Raw genomic sequence first — 16,981 nt, 5'->3', positions numbered from 1 at the left:
GCCTATACCGTCTCGCCGACTTGCAATTCAAATGGCAGCGTACTCTTTGCTGTTGCTTGATTAAGCAATGCTTTAGTTGCTTCTACGCCTTTGCCACTGCTGGATTGGCAAACTGTAGTAAGACGCGGGCGCGCTCGCTCGGCTTCCCCAATACCATCAAACCCTGTAATTTTCAGCTCTTCCGGTACCTTAATATTCATATCCAAGGCTAAGTGAAGTAGCTCAAGGGCTATAATGTCACTCATACACAAAACCACATTAGGTCTTGGAGAGCTGGTCAGTACTTCTTTGGCAGCCTGTCTTGCAAAGTGTCTGTCACTTTCTGGAAGGTGCCAAATACGCTCATTGCTTACCGTGATGTTCTTTTCTTCAGCGGCCCTTAAATAACCATCTAGTCGACGGTGAGCAATTGAGCTGTCTACGTCAATCAACGGACTATCGTAAATACGACATGTAGAAGGCGAGTCAATCAGGCGAAGCCCAAAGATTGCCACATTGTCACCTTCATTTAACGCATGAGACGCAACGCGATAGGCCGCCTCTTCGTTATCAATATTAATAGATGGCTTGTCTTCGATATCAAAGTCAACGGTGACCACAGGTTTTGGCGACACTGCCAACTCCGCTACCAAGTTGCTGTTGCGCGGTTGTCCGTAACAGATAAAACCATCAACAAAATCTACAACATCAAGAATGCTGTCAGAGTCGCCCGCGTACAGTAACAAATGCTTGCCATTTTCTTGAAGCGCAGAAGAAACACCTTTAATAAAAGTACTCGCGACGGGGTCACTCACCATATATGAAATGCTGTCGGCTAATACTAAAGCCACAATATTTGATGTGCCCTTTCTGAGGATCTGTGCTGCTTTATTGGGGCCGCTGTAACCAATCTTTTTGCACTGCGCTAAAATCTCTTCGCGCTTCGCTTTTGATAATTGGTCCGGGCGGTTAAATGCATTTGAAATGGTTGCCGTTGAAACGCCCAACTGTTCAGCAACATCTTTTAGGGTAAGTTTTGTTTTATTCATTATTTTTAGCTCTTTTCACGAAACTAACTACCCAGATTTAAAAACCAAAAAGGGTAGCAAGCGTGCGCTCTGACTACCCTCTGACTATATCATTAACTTAAACGTTTAACGCGTGAAATTTAGCGCTAATTCGATGAGTTGTGTAACAAATTGCTCAATGACTTAATTTTTAGAGATTTTCGCTCTTAGCGCGTGCCAAAGATTTTGTCTCCAGCATCTCCTAATCCCGGTAGGATATAGCCTTTCTCATTCAATCTATCATCGATTGCGGCGGTAAAGATATCAACATCAGGGTGTGCTTCAACAACGGCTTTAATGCCTTCAGGCGCAGCAACAAGAAATAGTCCCATTATTCTTCGACAGCCTTTCTTTTTCAGAAGATCGATTGTTGCAATCAACGTACCGCCTGTTGCCAGCATTGGGTCAACAATCAGTGCGGTACGTTCATCTATGTTTTTTACTACCTTGTCAAAATAGGCAACTGGCTGAAGTGTATCTTCATCACGGTACAGACCGACTACACTAATCTTCGCATTTGGAATAAGTTCCAGTACGCCTTCAAGCATACCTAAGCCAGCACGAAGAATAGGGACAACAGTAATTTTCTTACCTTTAATTTGTCTTACTTCTACCTCATCCCCCGACCAGCTTTTAATCGTCGCTCTTTCCGTAGGCAGTGTTCGCGTTGCTTCATAAGTCAGAAGGTTCCCTACTTCAGAGGCAAGCTCGCGAAAGTCTTTGCTGCTAATTTTAGCGTATCGCATAAGCCCTAGTTTGTGCGCAATAAGCGGGTGGGTAATTTCGTGAACGGCCATGTAAGACTCCTTGTAATCGATTTAGCTATATTTTAACCCAGAAGTATTTTAGTTAAAGCGATTAGTCGTAAAAATATGTTTATTCAATGCTTTAAAACGCCACATCAACGCTAGACAGAGTGGATAAATGCTATAACCTAGTGCGTAGGCTATAGCCACAGTTCGTGGCGCAATTCACGATCATGAATGTATAGCGCTCGCTATGAATTGTCGTAGTTACGCGCTAATGAGATCGATTGAGAAAGTTTCAGGAAGTTCAATTTTCTCATAACAGCCGAATCAAACTTACTATTCAAACCATGTTTATCTATGTCAAAAGGAATTGTTTATGCATTCTTACGCTAAACGTTTTCGCTATTTTGCTGTAATGGCACTGAGTTTCTGTGCCCATAATGCCTTTGCACAATGGGAGCAAATCACTCCTGAAAATGAGGTGGTGGTATCAGTACCTGGCGGCGGTGAAAAAACCGTTTACCCATCATGTTCTCTTCCTGCTTTACCGGGACCAGAGGGGTTAGCACCCAACCCATTCTCGTTTTATTTCGAACGAGGAGAAAGTGATAACCTACTTATCTACTTCAATGGTGGCGGCGCCTGCTGGGACAGTGCCACTTGCTTAGCGTCAATGCAGCTAGAGTTTGACGACAACCCGATGTCGCGAGCCGCTTATAACCCATCAGCCATAATCGAAAATACGCCATTTATTTCAGGCGGAATATTTGAAGATACACAAGAGAATCCTTTTCAAACTTGGTCAAAAGTTTTCATTCCCTACTGTACTGGCGACCTACACTTAGGCTCAAAAGACACGCAGTACGTTGACGAGCTTGGTATCGTTACAGGTCTACCTGGTGCCGAAGTTACTTTAAAGCACCGTGGTCACGACAACGCGCTAGTTGTTATGCAGTGGATTAAAGAAAAACTGAACAACGATGATTTATCACCCAACAAAGTGCTACTCAGTGGAAGCAGTGCGGGCGGTTATGGTGCAACGTTCAACTTCCCCTACTTCCAATCGCTGTTTGGTCGCACAAAGGTTGCCCTCTTCGCTGATGCGTCGCTTGGTGTTATATCCCGCGGCTTTACGCAAACAGTACTAAACTATCAAGGGCCTTGGGGGATAGAAGATACACTACCACGTAATTTCCAATCACTGATTGGCAATTTTAACCATCTAACGCTCAATAAGCAGGTGATGTTGCGATTAGCTTATCAGTACCCTTGGAACCGTTTTGCGCAATATTCAACAGGAACCGACATTGTTCAAATTCAGTTTTCTAAAATCTCTGATCAGGTCTCTAGAGGTAATTTAGACCCAACGACATGGGGTGTAACAGAATCTGATTTAGGCTACATACTTGGCTGGCAGCTTCAGGCTAATGCGTCACTCCATGCGCTGTCAGCTTTCACATGGAATTATCAATTTTACCTTGGTGAAGGCACCTGTCACATGGTGCTAAACGATTTTTGTGAAGATAATGCCTTCCCAGTATCCTCACCTAGCCCATTTTATAATGAGCAGAGTGCGCGGGGTATTTCCTTTAACGAATGGCTACACACGTTTGCTACGTCACGCCGCTTTAGAGAAAATAGCGCGGCATACTATCACTAGGATACGTAGTGCCAACTTGTATTAAAAAGTAATCAATAACATGGCAAGTCCAACCCAGAAGTGGTTGGATTAGCCATATTTATACCTTCGGTAACACGCCGCGATTACGAACATTTTAAGTCTCACTGAATGAGTAATTATCTATGAGGACTGGTATTACAACTAGGATTTGTCGTTCCTTGCTGTGCATTTATGCAGCAACAAATTAACACGCCCTACTACCCTACTTGTAAAGTAGCGCCATCAGGCATAGTTACTTCAATTTTCATGTTCCCGCCAACCGCAGCTAAATATGCAGCTGCACGTTGAAGTGAAACGTCCTGAATACGTTTTGATTCCAACTTACTTACACCAGAAGCTGTGACCGATAACGCCATTGCTACGACTTCCTGTTTAACTCTGTGCTGCTTTCTGATGTCACCTAGTGTGATTTCTTTCATTGTCTTTTACCGAGAATTACGGGCATTAAAAAAGCCCAGATGGTGATACCTTCTGGGCTTTTGCAAAACGTTCTACCTGCAGTGCCCAGAAGCCAATACTTGCCCCTGAACACCGACGGTCAGGTGCAATCAGTAATTAAAATTATAAAAATAACCAGTTGAAACGTTTTGCATGATAATTCTCTTTTCACAATGTGCTTGTACAATCGGCCCTTTGCCGCGACTAAGCTAAATGTATTGGCCTCGGTGCTTTTAAAATATATAGCAGCGGCCTTCTGTTACTTATCCTTAACCATACCATGTAGATAAGCAATAGCAATGACTTTCCAAAAAGGAAAGCGTCTAAAGCATGCTATGAGTGCGTAATTAGACAAGAAATGCCTTTAAAAGGCTACGCTATCACCCACCGCCGCTTTCTTAAGTGATGCTAGAAAATTGGGAACCTGGTCGTTTCCTTCTTCAGGAGACCAGCTTGCAAAGCCTTTATCATCGGTGACTTCGTATGGACCCTGTTTAACTTCCATGAAAACTACTGGGCTATGACACACCGTTGCGTGCCAGGTATTAGGAGGAATCTCAATTCCGCTGGTCTCTCCATGAGCCGTTAACGTTACTCTGTTTTCAACGTCGCCATCGTCGCTGAAAAATAGAATGTCTAACTCGCCCTCTACCACCATGAAGAACTCCCACTTATGAGACTGTACATGTCGATGAGGCCGCACGTAGGAGTCAGGCATCATTGCAATAAACAAACGCTGTACCATGTCGGTATAAGATTTATGTACGTTCAAATTAGCCCGTCGGCGAGGACTTTCCTCAGCCGACTGTTTAAGCGTTTCAAACAACGCTTTATCAAAATACTGAATATTGTCCAACATCACACCCTGTCTATTATTGCGATAGTAATTTAAAGCGTATCGCTCCTCCCCCCGATGGCGCAAGCTTTAATGACAAGACATCAGCAGACGTCACTACCTTTTTCTCGATGTTCATTGCGTAGGGGTTTGTTTTCCAATGCGCTTTCTCTCCATCCAGATAGAGCTGCGCTTCATACTGCTGACCTTCCTCTAGAAAGGTTAGCGGTAGTGATAACTCTCTGGCTTCTTCATTCGTAATCGCACCAACAAACCAATCGTTTTCAGAGTCGGATGTGTGCTTGCTCGCTTTACGCGCCATTACAATATATTCGCCCACTTCTCCTTGAAGCGCTCTACTATGAGACCAATCTGTAGGGACGTCTTTGATAAACTGAAACGCCGGTAAATTATTCTCATAATTACGAGGTAAGTCTGCTGCCATTTGGATAGGGCTGTACAGCACTACATATTGGGCCAGTTGCTTGGCAAGCGTTGTTTGAGGGCGCATAACCTCTCCTTTGCCCCACTCTATTCCGCCGTCATTTTTTCTTATGTAGTCAAAATTGAAAATGCCAGGTGTGAAATCCATCGGACCAGCGAGCATGCGAGTAAACGCCAACATGGGAATATGGTTAGGCGGATTAGGTGCCGCCCACCCTGAGTTGTATTCCTGACCACGAGCGCTTTCTCGCGATATCCAGTTCGGATAAGTACGGCGAAGGCCGGTATCTTTTACCGATTCATGAGTGTTGATGGACAACTGATATTTCGCAGCGGTTGTGACGTTTTTAATGAAATGATTTACCACGTCCTGGCTGTCGGTATATTCATAGCGCAGTACGTTGTTGTCGTCGCGCACTTTGAGATTTTGGCCATGGGCAACATAGCCCGTTTTAATTTGAGAGCCCCCCAGCTTGTTGTACAGGGCAAAACCGTCTTCCATCTGCGCTTCGTAGTTGGTTATTCCTCCTGATGTTTCATGGTGTCCTATTAACTTCACGCCAACGTTCTCGCCGTAGCTGGTCACCGCTTCAATATCAAAGTCTGGATAACTTTCTGTGAAAGAAAATAACTCTGAATTCGCTATCCAATCACCATCCCAACCTTTATTCCAACCTTCAACCAATACACCATCAAAACCGTGTTTAGCGGCGAAGTCCATGTATTGCTTTGTGCGCTGAGTAGTAGCACCATGCTTGTCTCCAGAGCCCCACGTATACTCATCAATGTGCATTCCCCACCAAATACCTATGTATTTTCCTGGTTCAACCCAGCTCACGTCACCGAGTTTATTTGGCTCATTAAGATTCAAAACAAGGTATGAATTAACCAAATCCGTTGCGTCATTTCCTAACGTAATAGTGCGCCATGGAGTAACAAAACTGCCAGTTTTATGCACCAAACTCCCGTCGTGACGAGGTGCCAGCGACGCTGTAAAACGCCCTAACTCTTGTCTTTTAAGGCTCATACCCGCGTAATCAACAAGGGCAGCTTCATGAATAGCGACATGAGTGCCGTTTTCATACTTCACCGTGAATGGCGTGTGAGCGGTGTGAACGTCTTGCAGATTAGTGGATTGATAAACATATTCATATCTATCTCGACCATGGGCAGGGATCCAAAACGCTTTTGCTTGATGAGAATTGACTAAGTTAAATTCAGTCAGCTCTCTAGTAATTATGCGATTACCGCTTGCAGGTAGCTCGTAGCGAAAGCCGATACCATCGTTAAAAACTCTGGCTCTTACAAGAAAAGTGCGGTCTTTATCGCTAGGGTTATAGAACTTGACCAAAAGCTCATTGTGGTTGTCGCGAATGTTTCGCTGCTCTCCCCACGGCTGCTGCCATGTTTGATCCACCGTATTCCTGCTTATCTCTTCTACTTTAAAGTCGCGATATAAAGGGGCGGCTTCTGCAAAAGTAAAACCAAGCTTACCGAGCCCTAAAACGGGTTCTCCATTAAATGACACCCGATATTGCGCTAATTCGCCATCATCTGTGAACGATAACTTTACTTTTTTATCTGGAGAGAGAACCGACAACTCATTAGCTATTGAAGGCAAGGAGACGGCCAATAGAAGGAGCAAAAATACGCGCATCAAATATCCAACAAAAGTTGTTAACCTAATGTTAGTATCAAGTGATAGCGAATTTTTGCAACCCATTTCTTAATCGATTAAGCCTATTTTTTGGTTAGCGCTTATTTTTCTTCATCCTACGGCTTTGTTCTTGACGCTTCTCTTCTCGTTTTTCTTTCCGATCTTTCTTATCCGGCGTTAACGAGCCTGTTTTGAATTTTGCTTTACGCTTGGCTTTCGCTTCAGCTTTCTTCGCCGCCTCAAGTGCCATTTCTTCTTTTTCGACTTCCAGCATTTCTGGTGTCTCAAGGGTTATTCGCCCTAACTTACCCGACTGCAGTTCTTTAAGCAGGATCTCGCATATTTTATGAAGGTTTACACGACCACCCGCTTGAATTGCCCCACGCGTTTTGGCGGCGGCTTCCAGAAACTCTATTTCAGTATCTGGCAACTCGTCCAGCTTGTAGCGCTCCTTCATTACCTCTGGATACGCTTTAATGAGGTAATCTGCCGCAAAAAAACCGACATCGTCGTATTCCATGGCAGTATTTTTAACAGCGCCCGATGAAGCTAACCGATAAATTGAATGTGGGTTTTCAAGCTTAGGCCACAGTACTCCCGGTGTATCAAACAAGATAATACCGCTGCCTAAATTTATGCGCTGCTGGCTTTTCGTTACAGCGGGCTCGTTGCCTGTTTTAGCAATGATTCGGTCGGCTAGAATATTAATTAGCGTCGATTTACCCACGTTAGGTATACCTGTGATCATAGCTTTAATTGCTTTTGGCTGACCTTCTTTATACGAACAAATGCTTTTAACCAGCTGCATAATTTGCTTGCTGTTGCCCGGGTTATCGCTAGAGGTCGTGATCGTCTTCACGCCGCGCTCTTTCTCTAAGCTCTCCTGCCAGCGCGCAGTAATTTCTGGGTCTGCCAAATCATACTTATTAAGAATTTTAATACAGGGCTTATCGCCGCGTATTTTTGCAATTTCGGGGTTTTCACTGGAATATGGAATACGCGCGTCAAGCACCTCAATAAGAATGTCTACTTGATTAAGCGACTCTTTAATTTCTTTCAGGGCCTTGTGCATATGCCCTGGGAACCATTGTAATGCCATGGTTGTTTCCTATCGTAATCGAGTTGAGGGGAGTGTGCTTAACGGGTTAATTCATAAGCGCAGATATTCACAGCGCTGGCTAAGTTTAACGAGTCAATCTTACCGCTTCCCGCAATGGTATACGCCGTTGCGTTTAGCTTTGATAGTGCGTCAACAGGCACGCCACGGGCTTCGTTACCAAACAGATAACACTGATAATCACCAAAGGTGTTAGAGGTGATATTACTACCATTCATATCCAAGAAAGCGAAACGTTCGAACCGCTCGCCTAGGCTTTCAAGCGCCACGTTTAATTCCATGTTTACATGGAAAATAGCCCCCATACTTGAGCGTACAACTTTCGAGTTGTATGGATCTACGCTATTTGGGCTTAGTAATAATGTAAAATCCCCAAACCACGCTAGCGTTCTTAGTATGGTGCCTAAGTTGCCAGGGTCTTGAACTTCATACAAATAAATGTACTTTTCGGCACTGGATTTGTTTGCTGAAATGCTGGTTTGTGACCGCTCTGAATATAACGCGGAGTTAGGAAGTGGAACGCGAGCAATAATACCTTGAGGTGACTTAGTATCGCTGAGTTGCTGCATTTGTTGAGACGATACCGTTTCCACCTTCATATTAGAGACTGAAGAATCAAGTTTTTCTTTCAGCCACGCCTCATAATTAGCTGTCACATAAAGGGTTATATCACCTAATGTACTGCTGTCATGCTGAGCAACATTAATTAACTCTAAAACTAAGTGCTCTCCTTCCACCAAATAGAATCCGAACTGCGTTCTAAATTTCTTTTGATGAAGCTTTTTCACGTCACTTAGTTTCATTTGCACTGCCCTTTTTATAACTTTCGGCGCAAGTGTAAGGTATGAAACCCAAAACGCAAAGCGGCAACGCTTAATAGTGAAACAAATAATGAGAGAAAAAGATTGTAGTGGAGAAATACGGGATAAAGGAGAGTATCAAAAAGGCGTTTCAAATATACTTGTAAACGCCTTTTTAATTACCGAGATACCAAGACACCTAAAGCGTTCCAACGTTTGCGTGGCTCACCAATTGGAATACATAAGCAGGCCTCTTCTTTTTCACTTGGTAAAATCTGACATACAACATTTGCACTTTTAAACTCGTGAGCAAGTTCTGTTGCAAATATTTCCGTCACACCTTCCACCAGCACAAACTCGTTTTGCTTTTTCAACGCTGTAGCCAACTCTTCTACCGCTTTTAGTGAAAGCGGCCATAAAGTACGCAATACTCTTAACGATGCAACTGAGGTGATCTCGCCACCTTGAATTTGTACTTTAAACATTGAATTACTCGTCTAATGTTGTTGCTTCTTGAGTATCATCACTCGTTGACGCTAATGACGTGCCAGCGGCAAATCCACCTGCGCCTGCTAAACCAATACCAACGACACCAACTCCGATTTCACCAAGCGTTGCAGCGCCCGCAAGAGCAATGGGCACAGTTGCTAACCCTGCTGTGCCAACAATGGCAATACCCAAACCAATCATAGCAATGCCAACGCCTAGCTGCTCCCAACCATCAAAGCCGCCGGACACCATTTCAATTTCACTTGTATTTAACTCTTTCATTTACATTTCCTTGTTTTATTAGGCTTCCATTCGAAGCCAAAAACAGGGTAAAAAATGGAATAACAAATAGAAACTGTTCGATGGACGGGTTTTAACACTTAAGAGCTAAAGCACCGTCCAAACTGGTTTGGTTCGCTTTTTTTCCTACTGTTGGTCAGCTACAACATAAATTTCACCGTCGTAAATACCTTGGACGGTAAGCTTCTGGCTTGCCAGTGCCTGAAGGTAATCAATATGCGCTTGTTCCACTTTCTGTCCAGGAACAATAAGCGGAATACCAGGCGGATACGGTGTAATTAAACCTGCTGCAGTGCGTCCAACGCTGTTTTGCCATGGAATGGCTTCCCTAGGGCTGAAAAACGCTTTTGACGGAAGGTCGTCTAAATGAATTGGCGGAATGTCTGCCGGTAACGGACTCTTGCTCTTGCGCTTGCTTAGGTTAACGGCGCCATCATCAAGACGTTTTAACGCGTTGTATAGCCTTACAATTTTAGAGCGCATTCCACCTAGCGTAAGCAGTACTAGAATAGTGCTATGAGTAAACTTCTCGATTTCTAAACCAACTTCGTCCATTAAGAAACGATGTATTTCTTGGTTTGAATAATCAAGCGCCGATACGTCAATTAAGATTTTAAGCGGATCATGCCCAATGTTGTCACTTTCAAAGTGAGAAAACATATTCGCAAAGTCACTAGGCGAAAGTATTTTAAGTCGCTTAAACTTGGCCATTTGCGATTTGAGTTCGGCAACATTGCTCAATAGCTCATTAAGGATTTTGTAGCCTTCCATTTCCAGCTGCTGACGACATACATCAAGCGAGGCAATCAGTTGATACTTGGGCGAGGTACTGGTGTGAATTGCAAACACTTCTTTAAAGAAATCTTTATCGAAATCTGGATCGTTTACATGAATAAAGGATGCTTGCGAGAACGCCGACACCACTTTGTGCGCAGAGTGAGTAATATAGTCTGCCCCAGCGGCGATAGCCGAGTAGTCACGCAATGCAGGATGGAACAAGGAATACGCAAACCATGCTTCGTCAATGAACACTTTAATGCCATGCTCGTGGGCTAAATTTACGACTTGCTTAAGGTCAGTCAATAACCCGTCGTAGGTACAGCCCGTCAGTACGATAAGTTTAGCGTCGGTATTTTCTTCAATAAGCTGCTTAATTTGCGCCATTCTAGGCGGTGAGAAAATACCGTATTCAGGGTTAAATACACTGTCTAAATACACCGGCATAGCGCGCGCCTGAATAATGCCGTAGTGCACTGACTTGTGGCAGTTTCTGTCGGCAATTACTTTGTCGCCCTCACGCAACAGCGTCTGCAAAATGATTTTGTTTGATGTCGAAGAGCCGTTCGTGACGAAATAGGAATGGCGAACTTCAAATGTATTCGCGACAGCGGCTTGCGCTTTCCCGATAGCGTGAGTGCCATCTGATAGTGAGCCCAGCGAGTCTACGCTTACCGATAAGTCACTAACAAACACGTTACGACCAAAGAAGCGATAAAAATCACTGATATAGGGTGAATTTCTAAAGCTTGCGCCACCGCTGTGACCTGGCGTATGCCACGAGTCATTAGACTCTACTACATAGTCTTTGTATTCAGTCCAAAACGGCGTTTCGTTTCTATCATCAAAGTCATTGATGATATAACCCAAAATGGACTCTGGGTCTGAAATAATGTCGTTACGATAGAAGAATGATTCAATGCCATTGGCTTGGTTTACAATATCCAACCCTTTTACTGCATCGCCTAAGACATACACGGGGAGTTCAGGGCGAATGCGTTTAATGGCGTCTATAACTCTGGCGTTATTATCAATAAGAGCGTTGCGTGCGGACGACTTTTCGCCTGTGGTTTTCTCGTTCGCGTTTTGTGAACTAGCGCTTTCGGCTGCGGGGCTCGTATTTTCATTAAGTACGCCATTTAAAGGTACTACGTCTGTTAGCTCTTTGACCTTCGCCACCACATCCCAGCTAAATACCACAGCCTGAATGTCACCGTCTTCACGAACAAATTGTAGTGCTTTTGCAACGGAGTTCGCTTCAAGCAGGCTTATTTCAACGTCACTTCGGTCAAAGTAAGTGATGGTGTTGCCTATACTTGACGTAATTTGTTCCAATAAATCAACAGCATCTTCTATAACAAGAATTTTTAAATGAGGGCGCATTAACCAACCATGTAATTAATAATGAGCATTTAGCGCTAGGCTAAAACTCATAAAACTAAGAATCAATAAACTAAACACAGTAAAACTAAAAATAGTGTAACTCTGAATTTCACTGGTGTCGTGTAAACTCTTGCTATGTCGTAATAAAAGTGCGTAAACGAATTGGACGAGGGCTAAATCACTCATGCACACACCTTCCCTTCAGAACCAATTCCCACACGCTTATCTCTCAAAATCAACGGAGCACACGAAGAACCTACGAGAATTTCTACACTACGCGAAAAATGTGCTCCCTTCTATTGCATCTGCAAAGAAAAACGCCTGGCCAATACATCATGACCACTGCTTTATGCGGGTGATTTTAGACAATATTGTCGGCTGTGCGTGGTATGAGGTCATTCCCTCGCCGGCCTATAAAAACCTGACCGACGAGCAAGCCAGCGCAGCGTTAAACCTCGCGAGACAGATAGCCACTGAGAGTGTCTCGCTTCACGCAATCAACCAATGCTCGAAAAAATGGCGCAATAAGCAGCTAAAACTGGAGTTTTAGTATGACAAAACGAACAACCATTAACGACGCAATTTTGATAGAGGATGGCCAAGACCTAGAGCGAATTGTGAAAGACAAACGTGCGCAGTGGCGGGCTAATAACGCGAAAGCGCGTCGCAGACAACGCCGATATTCATAGCACATATCCCGAAGATGAAGCCTAAAGCACTATCATAAAAGAAATCAATTACCTACAATCACTGCTAGAAAGTTGCGCTTAACAGAGCGTAACGTAAATTAATTCCTACTAAGAAAGTGACAGGACATACCATGGCGTTTAATTTAGCTATTAACAACGATATTGCTGTAATCACCTTTGACGACGGAAAAGTTAACGCCGTTGGGTTTGAGCTTATTCAGCAGTTTAACGATGCCTTAGATGAAGCAGAGCAAAACGCAAAAGCGGTTGTATTACACGGTGGTGAAGGCAAGTTTTGCGGCGGGTTTGATTTATCGGTAATGAAAGCCGACGACAAAGCAAAACAACACGAGTTGGTGTCAAAAGGCGCTGAGTTAATCGTACGTCTTTATAGCTTCCCACTACCTGTAGTCGTTGCTGCAGAAGGTCACAGCATTGCAATGGGAGCAATTATGCTTATGGCTGCTGACCTGCGCATTGGTAAAGACGCAGATACTAAGTATGGGCTTAATGAAACCGCCATTGGTATGGTGCTACCGCCTTTCGGTATGGAGCTAGCCAAAGCCAGACTAGCGAATACGTCTCAAACTGAAGCATTGCTTTTTTCACGTATTTACCAAGGTAAAGAAGCAGTGAAAGCGGGCTTTATCGACGCTGCGGTGCCTCAAGAGCAGGTTTTAGCAACGGTCATGGGTTATGCAGAAAAGTTGAAGATGTTGCCTAGACAGTCTTTTGCTGAATCTAAGCTTCAGTTGCGTAAAGAGACAATAGCCAAGATGCAAGCCTAGGCCCTAGTTTGTAATAACGCGTTGAGACTTGTTACTTCAACGCGTTGTTTAGAAGTGATTACTTTACAGAGCCAGAACGGCGCTCTATCTCTTCCTTAAGTGCACTTCTCAGGCCTAGCTCAAAACTTAATTCCGCAAGCACAAAAAGTGGCCCTATCGCCAGCCCCATTATGTCGTCGACAAACGCAGGCTTTTTACCCTCATAGTGATGACCAATGAACTGTAGCACCCAACCACCAATAAAAATACCAAGTGATATAGCAAGCCATGTTCCCACTTCATTCTGTGCGATGGGTTGAGCGAAATAGACCATAGCCCCCGTGATAAGCGTCATCACTATGCCAAGTTTTATATCTAACTTAATGTAGAACGCATTACCAATAGCCCAAACAAAGAGCGCTGGGCTTATGATCATATCCCAAAAAATTGGCGCACTAACTAGAAACGCAGGCTTACTTAGTAGACAGAAAACCGAAAAAACAATTAGCGGAATACCGACGTAATGGGTGTATATGTTTCTTTGATCTCTGTGGTACTTGGCGTACTCACTCAAGTGCTGTTCTAAATTTTTCATACTGCGTCACCCATAAGTTATATCAAGGTGTTAGTTTACTCCCTTCTTTCGCTTACTAACTGTCGTTTTGACGACAAAGTGGAGGTATAGTGGTGCTCTTCGTGCTATTTGAGCTCAACGATTAAAGATGAACTTAGTTGGCTATCGCGAATCATAGTGAAATTGATTAAAAACAATTGGAGTTTTCATGACTTACAGGAAGTACCTTTGGGCTTTGACAGGTTCTGCGCTTCTTTCTTTAACAGCGTGCAGCTCGGTCTCCTCTCTCTATTCAAATGAAAGTGAAGGTAGTGAAAAGCATACCGAAGGCAAACCCCTTACGTTAGCGGACAGTCATTGGCAGGTTGAAAGTATAGACCGAGCAGGAATTATCGATTTCAGCCATGTTACGCTTAACGTAAATTCAAACGGAGACACTAGCAGAGTAAGCGGCAGTACAGGTTGTAATCAGTTTACCGGAGCGCTAGATGTTGATGAAGCCGATACGGTATTTAGTAATAAAAGCTCAGCTGAATCCTTTTCCACTGATAAGCTCATTCTCACTAAAAAGGCATGTGCGCCTGCACTGATGAAACAAGAGCAACGCTTCATCGAAATGTTGGCCGCATCGGCAAGTTATTCGATAGTGGAAAATACTTGGTTGGTGCTTTACGACAATAGTGATAATGAAACGATTAGAGCGATTGCTGCACAGATTTCTCAATCGACGACAAACAAATCGGCAAGTGCGACAAAAAGTAATGTAGATACGAAATTGTCTGACCTGGCGTCATCGCAAAAACAAGATGTGGTTGGCTCAAATGAACAAGAGTCGACCAAAACGTACAAATGTGAAACGCCTAATGCCAATCTCGCTACATTACGTGTAAATACGCTGGGGCCTGACACATTGGCTTTATCATTAAACAACACCCATCACATTGTGCAGTTATCACGTTCAGCATCGGGGGCAAAATACACCAACAACAAGAACGTAGTGTTTTGGAATAAAGGTGATGTTGCTACCCTATCGATCAACTCAGGTTATTACCATTGTAGTTTAAGCACCTAAAGCGAAATCGACGCTTACTTTTCTGTTTTAGGCTCAGTCTCTTCTACCTTAATATTTACCTGACATAATGAAAGGGCCTCAGCTGCCCTTTTAACTTCTCTTTTCAACAGTATCAAATTGCTTAGAGCAATTGCTTTTAGCCCCGCAAGGTTAACCCTTACCTCCAACTCAATTAGTTTCAGTTAAACATTTTCGCACCTTTAATTGGTCAATCAAAAAGGAATTAAGCATGGGGATAGCTAATTCTTTATATATTTAATGTTTACACTTTTACCATTTAAAATCATTCACTTACCAGCAAGTTTCGCAAGTTACTCCTAGTAATTACGCGTCTGTAACAATGCTCACAAGTTGAAACAATAGTTAGAACACTATACAATTTATTTTTATTGAACGACCAATTAAAATAAAAGCGTCAGTAAAAAGACGTGCGACATTACGTCCTAAAACCTTCAATAATGCGTCATGGGCGCAGTAGGTGATGATGTTTTTACAGGGTGACTTTTACTAAGCGAAAGTGTTCTATTCGTGCAAGTTAGCAACTCAATAGAGAAAATAGTTTCAACACTATTCATCATTTTGAAACTATTTCTACGTATTAGGTATTCGTAATAGAAGTTAATTCGCAGTACCCGCAAATTGGCGAAAGTTTTAGTCCTTTTAAAAGTAGGAGTTTATGCATGTCATTACCGACTTATCAGAATTTCATTCACGGCAAGCCGATGGCAAACAAAAGCAAAGAAACCTTTGCTGTAACCAACCCCGCAACCGGTGAGGTAATTTACCACGTAGAAGTGGCTGATGAGTTTATTCAACAAGAAGCAATCAAAAGCGCTAAAGAAGGTTTTTCAGTGTGGTCAGCAATGATGCCAATTGAAAGAACCCGCATTCTTAATAAAGCGGTTGCATTGCTTCGTGAGCGTAATGACGAACTCGCAAAGCTTGAAGTACTCGATACCGGTAAGCCTATTCAAGAAGCCGACTGTGTTGATATTGAAACTGGCGCTGATGTCATTGAGTACTATGCCGGCCTAGCTCCTACTCAACTAGGTACCCAGCAACCTGTGGGTGGCGATTTCTTCTACACGCGCAAAGAAGCGCTAGGTATATGTGCCGGTATTGGCGCATGGAACTACCCTATTCAAATCGCTTGCTGGAAATCAGGCCCCGCCCTTGCCGCAGGTAATGCGTTTATATTTAAGCCGTCAGAAGAAACCCCAATGGGTGCGCTTAAACTGGCTGAAATTTTCACCGAAGCTGGCGTACCTGACGGCGTATTCAATGTGGTTCAAGGCGCAGCACAAGTAGGCCAGTGGCTTACAAACAGCCCTGACATAGAGAAAGTATCGTTTACTGGTGAGGTAGGCACAGGTAAAAAAGTGATGCAAAGCGCCGCTGCGTCGAACTTAAAAGACGTGACAATGGAGCTTGGCGGGAAGTCACCGCTTGTAGTATTCGAAGATGCCGACATTAGCCAAGCTATTAGCGCCGCTATGCTTGGTAATTTTTATACCCAAGGTGAAATCTGCACTAACTGCACCCGTGTTTACGTTCAACGTTCTGTTTATCAAGCCTTTATTGATGAGCTTAAAGCCCGTACCGAAAACAACATTGTTATGGGCGATCCACTTGACCCCAACGTAAACCTGGGCGCACTTATTTCTAAAAAGCACCAAGAGCTGGTACTTGGCTATATTGCCAAAGGAAAAGAAGAAGGCGCAACGCTATTAACCGGCGGGAACGCTGCCTCTCCGGCATCTGCGCCAAATGGCTATTTTGTTGAGCCAACAATTTTCACTGACTGCACTGACGATATGACTATCGTTAAAGAAGAGATCTTCGGACCAGTAATGAGCGTGTTAGTTTTCGATGATGAAGACGAAGTGATCGCACGCGCGAATGACACTGAGCTAGGTTTAGCTGCCGGTGTATTTAGTAAGGATATCCAGCGCGCGCACCGCGTTATCCACCAGCTTCAAGCCGGTATTTGCTGGATAAATGCATATGGTAACTCTCCGGCTGAAATGCCTGTAGGCGGCTACAAACAGTCTGGCATTGGACGTGAAAACGGCGTTGAAACGCTTAATAGCTACACACAGACCAAATCGGTTTATGTAGGTATGAGCCAAATTGAGAGCCCGTTTTAAGCCGCAGTAGGAGTAC

General features: G+C 43.7%; 17 protein-coding genes. 6 read left to right on the top strand and 11 right to left on the bottom strand.

Annotation, left to right across the window (positions count from 1 at the left end):
- Positions 1–2: 2 nt before the first annotated feature.
- Together MHN09_RS03690 and upp are read right to left on the bottom strand one after the other, a co-directional pair.
- Positions 3–1,028 carry a LacI family DNA-binding transcriptional regulator gene (locus MHN09_RS03690; RefSeq protein WP_049587161.1) on the bottom strand — a complete coding sequence of 342 codons (1,026 nt, stop codon included), beginning with the start codon at positions 1,026–1,028 and terminating at the stop codon, positions 3–5.
- Between the two features lie 185 nt (positions 1,029–1,213).
- Positions 1,214–1,843, bottom strand: coding sequence for a uracil phosphoribosyltransferase (gene upp / locus MHN09_RS03685; RefSeq protein ID WP_014950265.1), 630 nt, complete (start codon positions 1,841–1,843; stop codon positions 1,214–1,216).
- Between the two features lie 328 nt (positions 1,844–2,171).
- Between upp and MHN09_RS03680 the strand changes: the two genes are divergently transcribed.
- Complete coding sequence (locus MHN09_RS03680; RefSeq protein WP_049587159.1) at positions 2,172–3,455, top strand: pectin acetylesterase-family hydrolase; 1,284 nt, start codon at positions 2,172–2,174, stop codon at positions 3,453–3,455.
- Between the two features lie 218 nt (positions 3,456–3,673).
- Here the strand turns inward: MHN09_RS03680 and MHN09_RS03675 are convergent, their stop codons facing one another.
- From MHN09_RS03675 to MHN09_RS03640, 8 genes are all read right to left on the bottom strand, one after another.
- Entirely contained in the window at positions 3,674–3,895 is a 222-nt protein-coding gene (locus tag MHN09_RS03675) for an XRE family transcriptional regulator (protein WP_014950268.1), read from the bottom strand.
- Between the two features lie 383 nt (positions 3,896–4,278).
- Positions 4,279–4,773, bottom strand: a complete 495-nt coding sequence (locus tag MHN09_RS03670) for a WbuC family cupin fold metalloprotein (protein WP_049587158.1) — start codon at positions 4,771–4,773, stop codon at positions 4,279–4,281.
- A 13-nt stretch (positions 4,774–4,786) separates the two neighbouring features.
- Positions 4,787–6,850 (bottom strand): glycoside hydrolase family 97 protein, encoded by a 2,064-nt coding sequence (locus MHN09_RS03665; RefSeq protein WP_049587157.1) that lies wholly within the window; start codon positions 6,848–6,850, stop codon positions 4,787–4,789.
- Between the two features lie 94 nt (positions 6,851–6,944).
- A complete protein-coding gene (ylqF, locus tag MHN09_RS03660; RefSeq protein ID WP_014977114.1) occupies positions 6,945–7,949 on the bottom strand; it encodes a ribosome biogenesis GTPase YlqF in 1,005 nt (334 codons plus the stop codon).
- A gap of 38 nt (positions 7,950–7,987) precedes the next feature.
- The gene (locus MHN09_RS03655) at positions 7,988–8,770 is read right to left on the bottom strand and encodes an RNA methyltransferase (protein ID WP_049587156.1); all 783 of its coding nucleotides are present in this window, start codon (positions 8,768–8,770) and stop codon (positions 7,988–7,990) included.
- 176 nt (positions 8,771–8,946) lie between these two features.
- Positions 8,947–9,252 carry a hypothetical protein gene (locus tag MHN09_RS03650; protein WP_239239174.1) on the bottom strand — a complete coding sequence of 102 codons (306 nt, stop codon included), beginning with the start codon at positions 9,250–9,252 and terminating at the stop codon, positions 8,947–8,949.
- A gap of 4 nt (positions 9,253–9,256) precedes the next feature.
- Positions 9,257–9,538, bottom strand: a complete 282-nt coding sequence (locus MHN09_RS03645) for a hypothetical protein (protein ID WP_014950274.1) — start codon at positions 9,536–9,538, stop codon at positions 9,257–9,259.
- Between the two features lie 144 nt (positions 9,539–9,682).
- Complete coding sequence (locus MHN09_RS03640) at positions 9,683–11,716, bottom strand: aminotransferase class V-fold PLP-dependent enzyme (protein WP_049587155.1); 2,034 nt, start codon at positions 11,714–11,716, stop codon at positions 9,683–9,685.
- Positions 11,717–12,065: 349 nt separating this feature from the next.
- On the opposite strand from MHN09_RS03640, the gene MHN09_RS03635 reads away from it, so the two are divergent.
- From MHN09_RS03635 to MHN09_RS03625, 3 genes are all read left to right on the top strand, one after another.
- Positions 12,066–12,266 (top strand): hypothetical protein, encoded by a 201-nt coding sequence (locus MHN09_RS03635; RefSeq protein ID WP_239239171.1) that lies wholly within the window; start codon positions 12,066–12,068, stop codon positions 12,264–12,266.
- A 1-nt stretch (position 12,267) separates the two neighbouring features.
- Positions 12,268–12,405 (top strand): hypothetical protein, encoded by a 138-nt coding sequence (locus tag MHN09_RS03630; protein ID WP_168463548.1) that lies wholly within the window; start codon positions 12,268–12,270, stop codon positions 12,403–12,405.
- A 131-nt stretch (positions 12,406–12,536) separates the two neighbouring features.
- Complete coding sequence (locus tag MHN09_RS03625; RefSeq protein ID WP_239239170.1) at positions 12,537–13,193, top strand: crotonase/enoyl-CoA hydratase family protein; 657 nt, start codon at positions 12,537–12,539, stop codon at positions 13,191–13,193.
- A gap of 58 nt (positions 13,194–13,251) precedes the next feature.
- Here MHN09_RS03625 and MHN09_RS03620 read toward each other — a convergent pair whose 3' ends face one another.
- A complete protein-coding gene (locus MHN09_RS03620; RefSeq protein WP_049587151.1) occupies positions 13,252–13,767 on the bottom strand; it encodes an Mpo1-like protein in 516 nt (171 codons plus the stop codon).
- 187 nt (positions 13,768–13,954) lie between these two features.
- Here MHN09_RS03620 and MHN09_RS03615 point away from each other — a divergent pair, with 187 nt between their 5' ends.
- Together MHN09_RS03615 and betB are read left to right on the top strand one after the other, a co-directional pair.
- Positions 13,955–14,818 carry an META domain-containing protein gene (locus MHN09_RS03615; RefSeq protein ID WP_049587149.1) on the top strand — a complete coding sequence of 288 codons (864 nt, stop codon included), beginning with the start codon at positions 13,955–13,957 and terminating at the stop codon, positions 14,816–14,818.
- Between the two features lie 680 nt (positions 14,819–15,498).
- Positions 15,499–16,965 carry a betaine-aldehyde dehydrogenase gene (betB, locus tag MHN09_RS03610; RefSeq protein WP_014950281.1) on the top strand — a complete coding sequence of 489 codons (1,467 nt, stop codon included), beginning with the start codon at positions 15,499–15,501 and terminating at the stop codon, positions 16,963–16,965.
- Positions 16,966–16,981 lie beyond the last annotated feature (16 nt).

It is taken from the genome of Alteromonas sp. MmMcT2-5 (genome assembly GCF_022348315.1).
Taxonomy (GTDB): domain Bacteria; phylum Pseudomonadota; class Gammaproteobacteria; order Enterobacterales; family Alteromonadaceae; genus Alteromonas; species Alteromonas macleodii.
Note: the sequence above shows the minus strand (reverse complement) of the source record. Positions and strands in the feature narration are given on the sequence as shown.

Excerpts from the sequence above, each read along its gene's own strand:
- MHN09_RS03690 (WP_049587161.1), bottom strand. The coding sequence starts at position 1,028 with ATGAATAAAACAAAACTTACCCTAAAAGATGTTGCTGAACAGTTGGGC.
- upp (WP_014950265.1), bottom strand. The coding sequence starts at position 1,843 with ATGGCCGTTCACGAAATTACCCACCCGCTTATTGCGCACAAACTAGGG.
- MHN09_RS03680 (WP_049587159.1), top strand. The coding sequence starts at position 2,172 with ATGCATTCTTACGCTAAACGTTTTCGCTATTTTGCTGTAATGGCACTG.
- MHN09_RS03675 (WP_014950268.1), bottom strand. The coding sequence starts at position 3,895 with ATGAAAGAAATCACACTAGGTGACATCAGAAAGCAGCACAGAGTTAAA.
- MHN09_RS03670 (WP_049587158.1), bottom strand. The coding sequence starts at position 4,773 with ATGTTGGACAATATTCAGTATTTTGATAAAGCGTTGTTTGAAACGCTT.
- MHN09_RS03665 (WP_049587157.1), bottom strand. The coding sequence starts at position 6,850 with ATGCGCGTATTTTTGCTCCTTCTATTGGCCGTCTCCTTGCCTTCAATA.
- ylqF (WP_014977114.1), bottom strand. The coding sequence starts at position 7,949 with ATGGCATTACAATGGTTCCCAGGGCATATGCACAAGGCCCTGAAAGAA.
- MHN09_RS03655 (WP_049587156.1), bottom strand. The coding sequence starts at position 8,770 with ATGAAACTAAGTGACGTGAAAAAGCTTCATCAAAAGAAATTTAGAACG.
- MHN09_RS03650 (WP_239239174.1), bottom strand. The coding sequence starts at position 9,252 with ATGTTTAAAGTACAAATTCAAGGTGGCGAGATCACCTCAGTTGCATCG.
- MHN09_RS03645 (WP_014950274.1), bottom strand. The coding sequence starts at position 9,538 with ATGAAAGAGTTAAATACAAGTGAAATTGAAATGGTGTCCGGCGGCTTT.
- MHN09_RS03640 (WP_049587155.1), bottom strand. The coding sequence starts at position 11,716 with ATGCGCCCTCATTTAAAAATTCTTGTTATAGAAGATGCTGTTGATTTA.
- MHN09_RS03635 (WP_239239171.1), top strand. The coding sequence starts at position 12,066 with ATGCGGGTGATTTTAGACAATATTGTCGGCTGTGCGTGGTATGAGGTC.
- MHN09_RS03630 (WP_168463548.1), top strand. The coding sequence starts at position 12,268 with ATGACAAAACGAACAACCATTAACGACGCAATTTTGATAGAGGATGGC.
- MHN09_RS03625 (WP_239239170.1), top strand. The coding sequence starts at position 12,537 with ATGGCGTTTAATTTAGCTATTAACAACGATATTGCTGTAATCACCTTT.
- MHN09_RS03620 (WP_049587151.1), bottom strand. The coding sequence starts at position 13,767 with ATGAAAAATTTAGAACAGCACTTGAGTGAGTACGCCAAGTACCACAGA.
- MHN09_RS03615 (WP_049587149.1), top strand. The coding sequence starts at position 13,955 with ATGACTTACAGGAAGTACCTTTGGGCTTTGACAGGTTCTGCGCTTCTT.
- betB (WP_014950281.1), top strand. The coding sequence starts at position 15,499 with ATGTCATTACCGACTTATCAGAATTTCATTCACGGCAAGCCGATGGCA.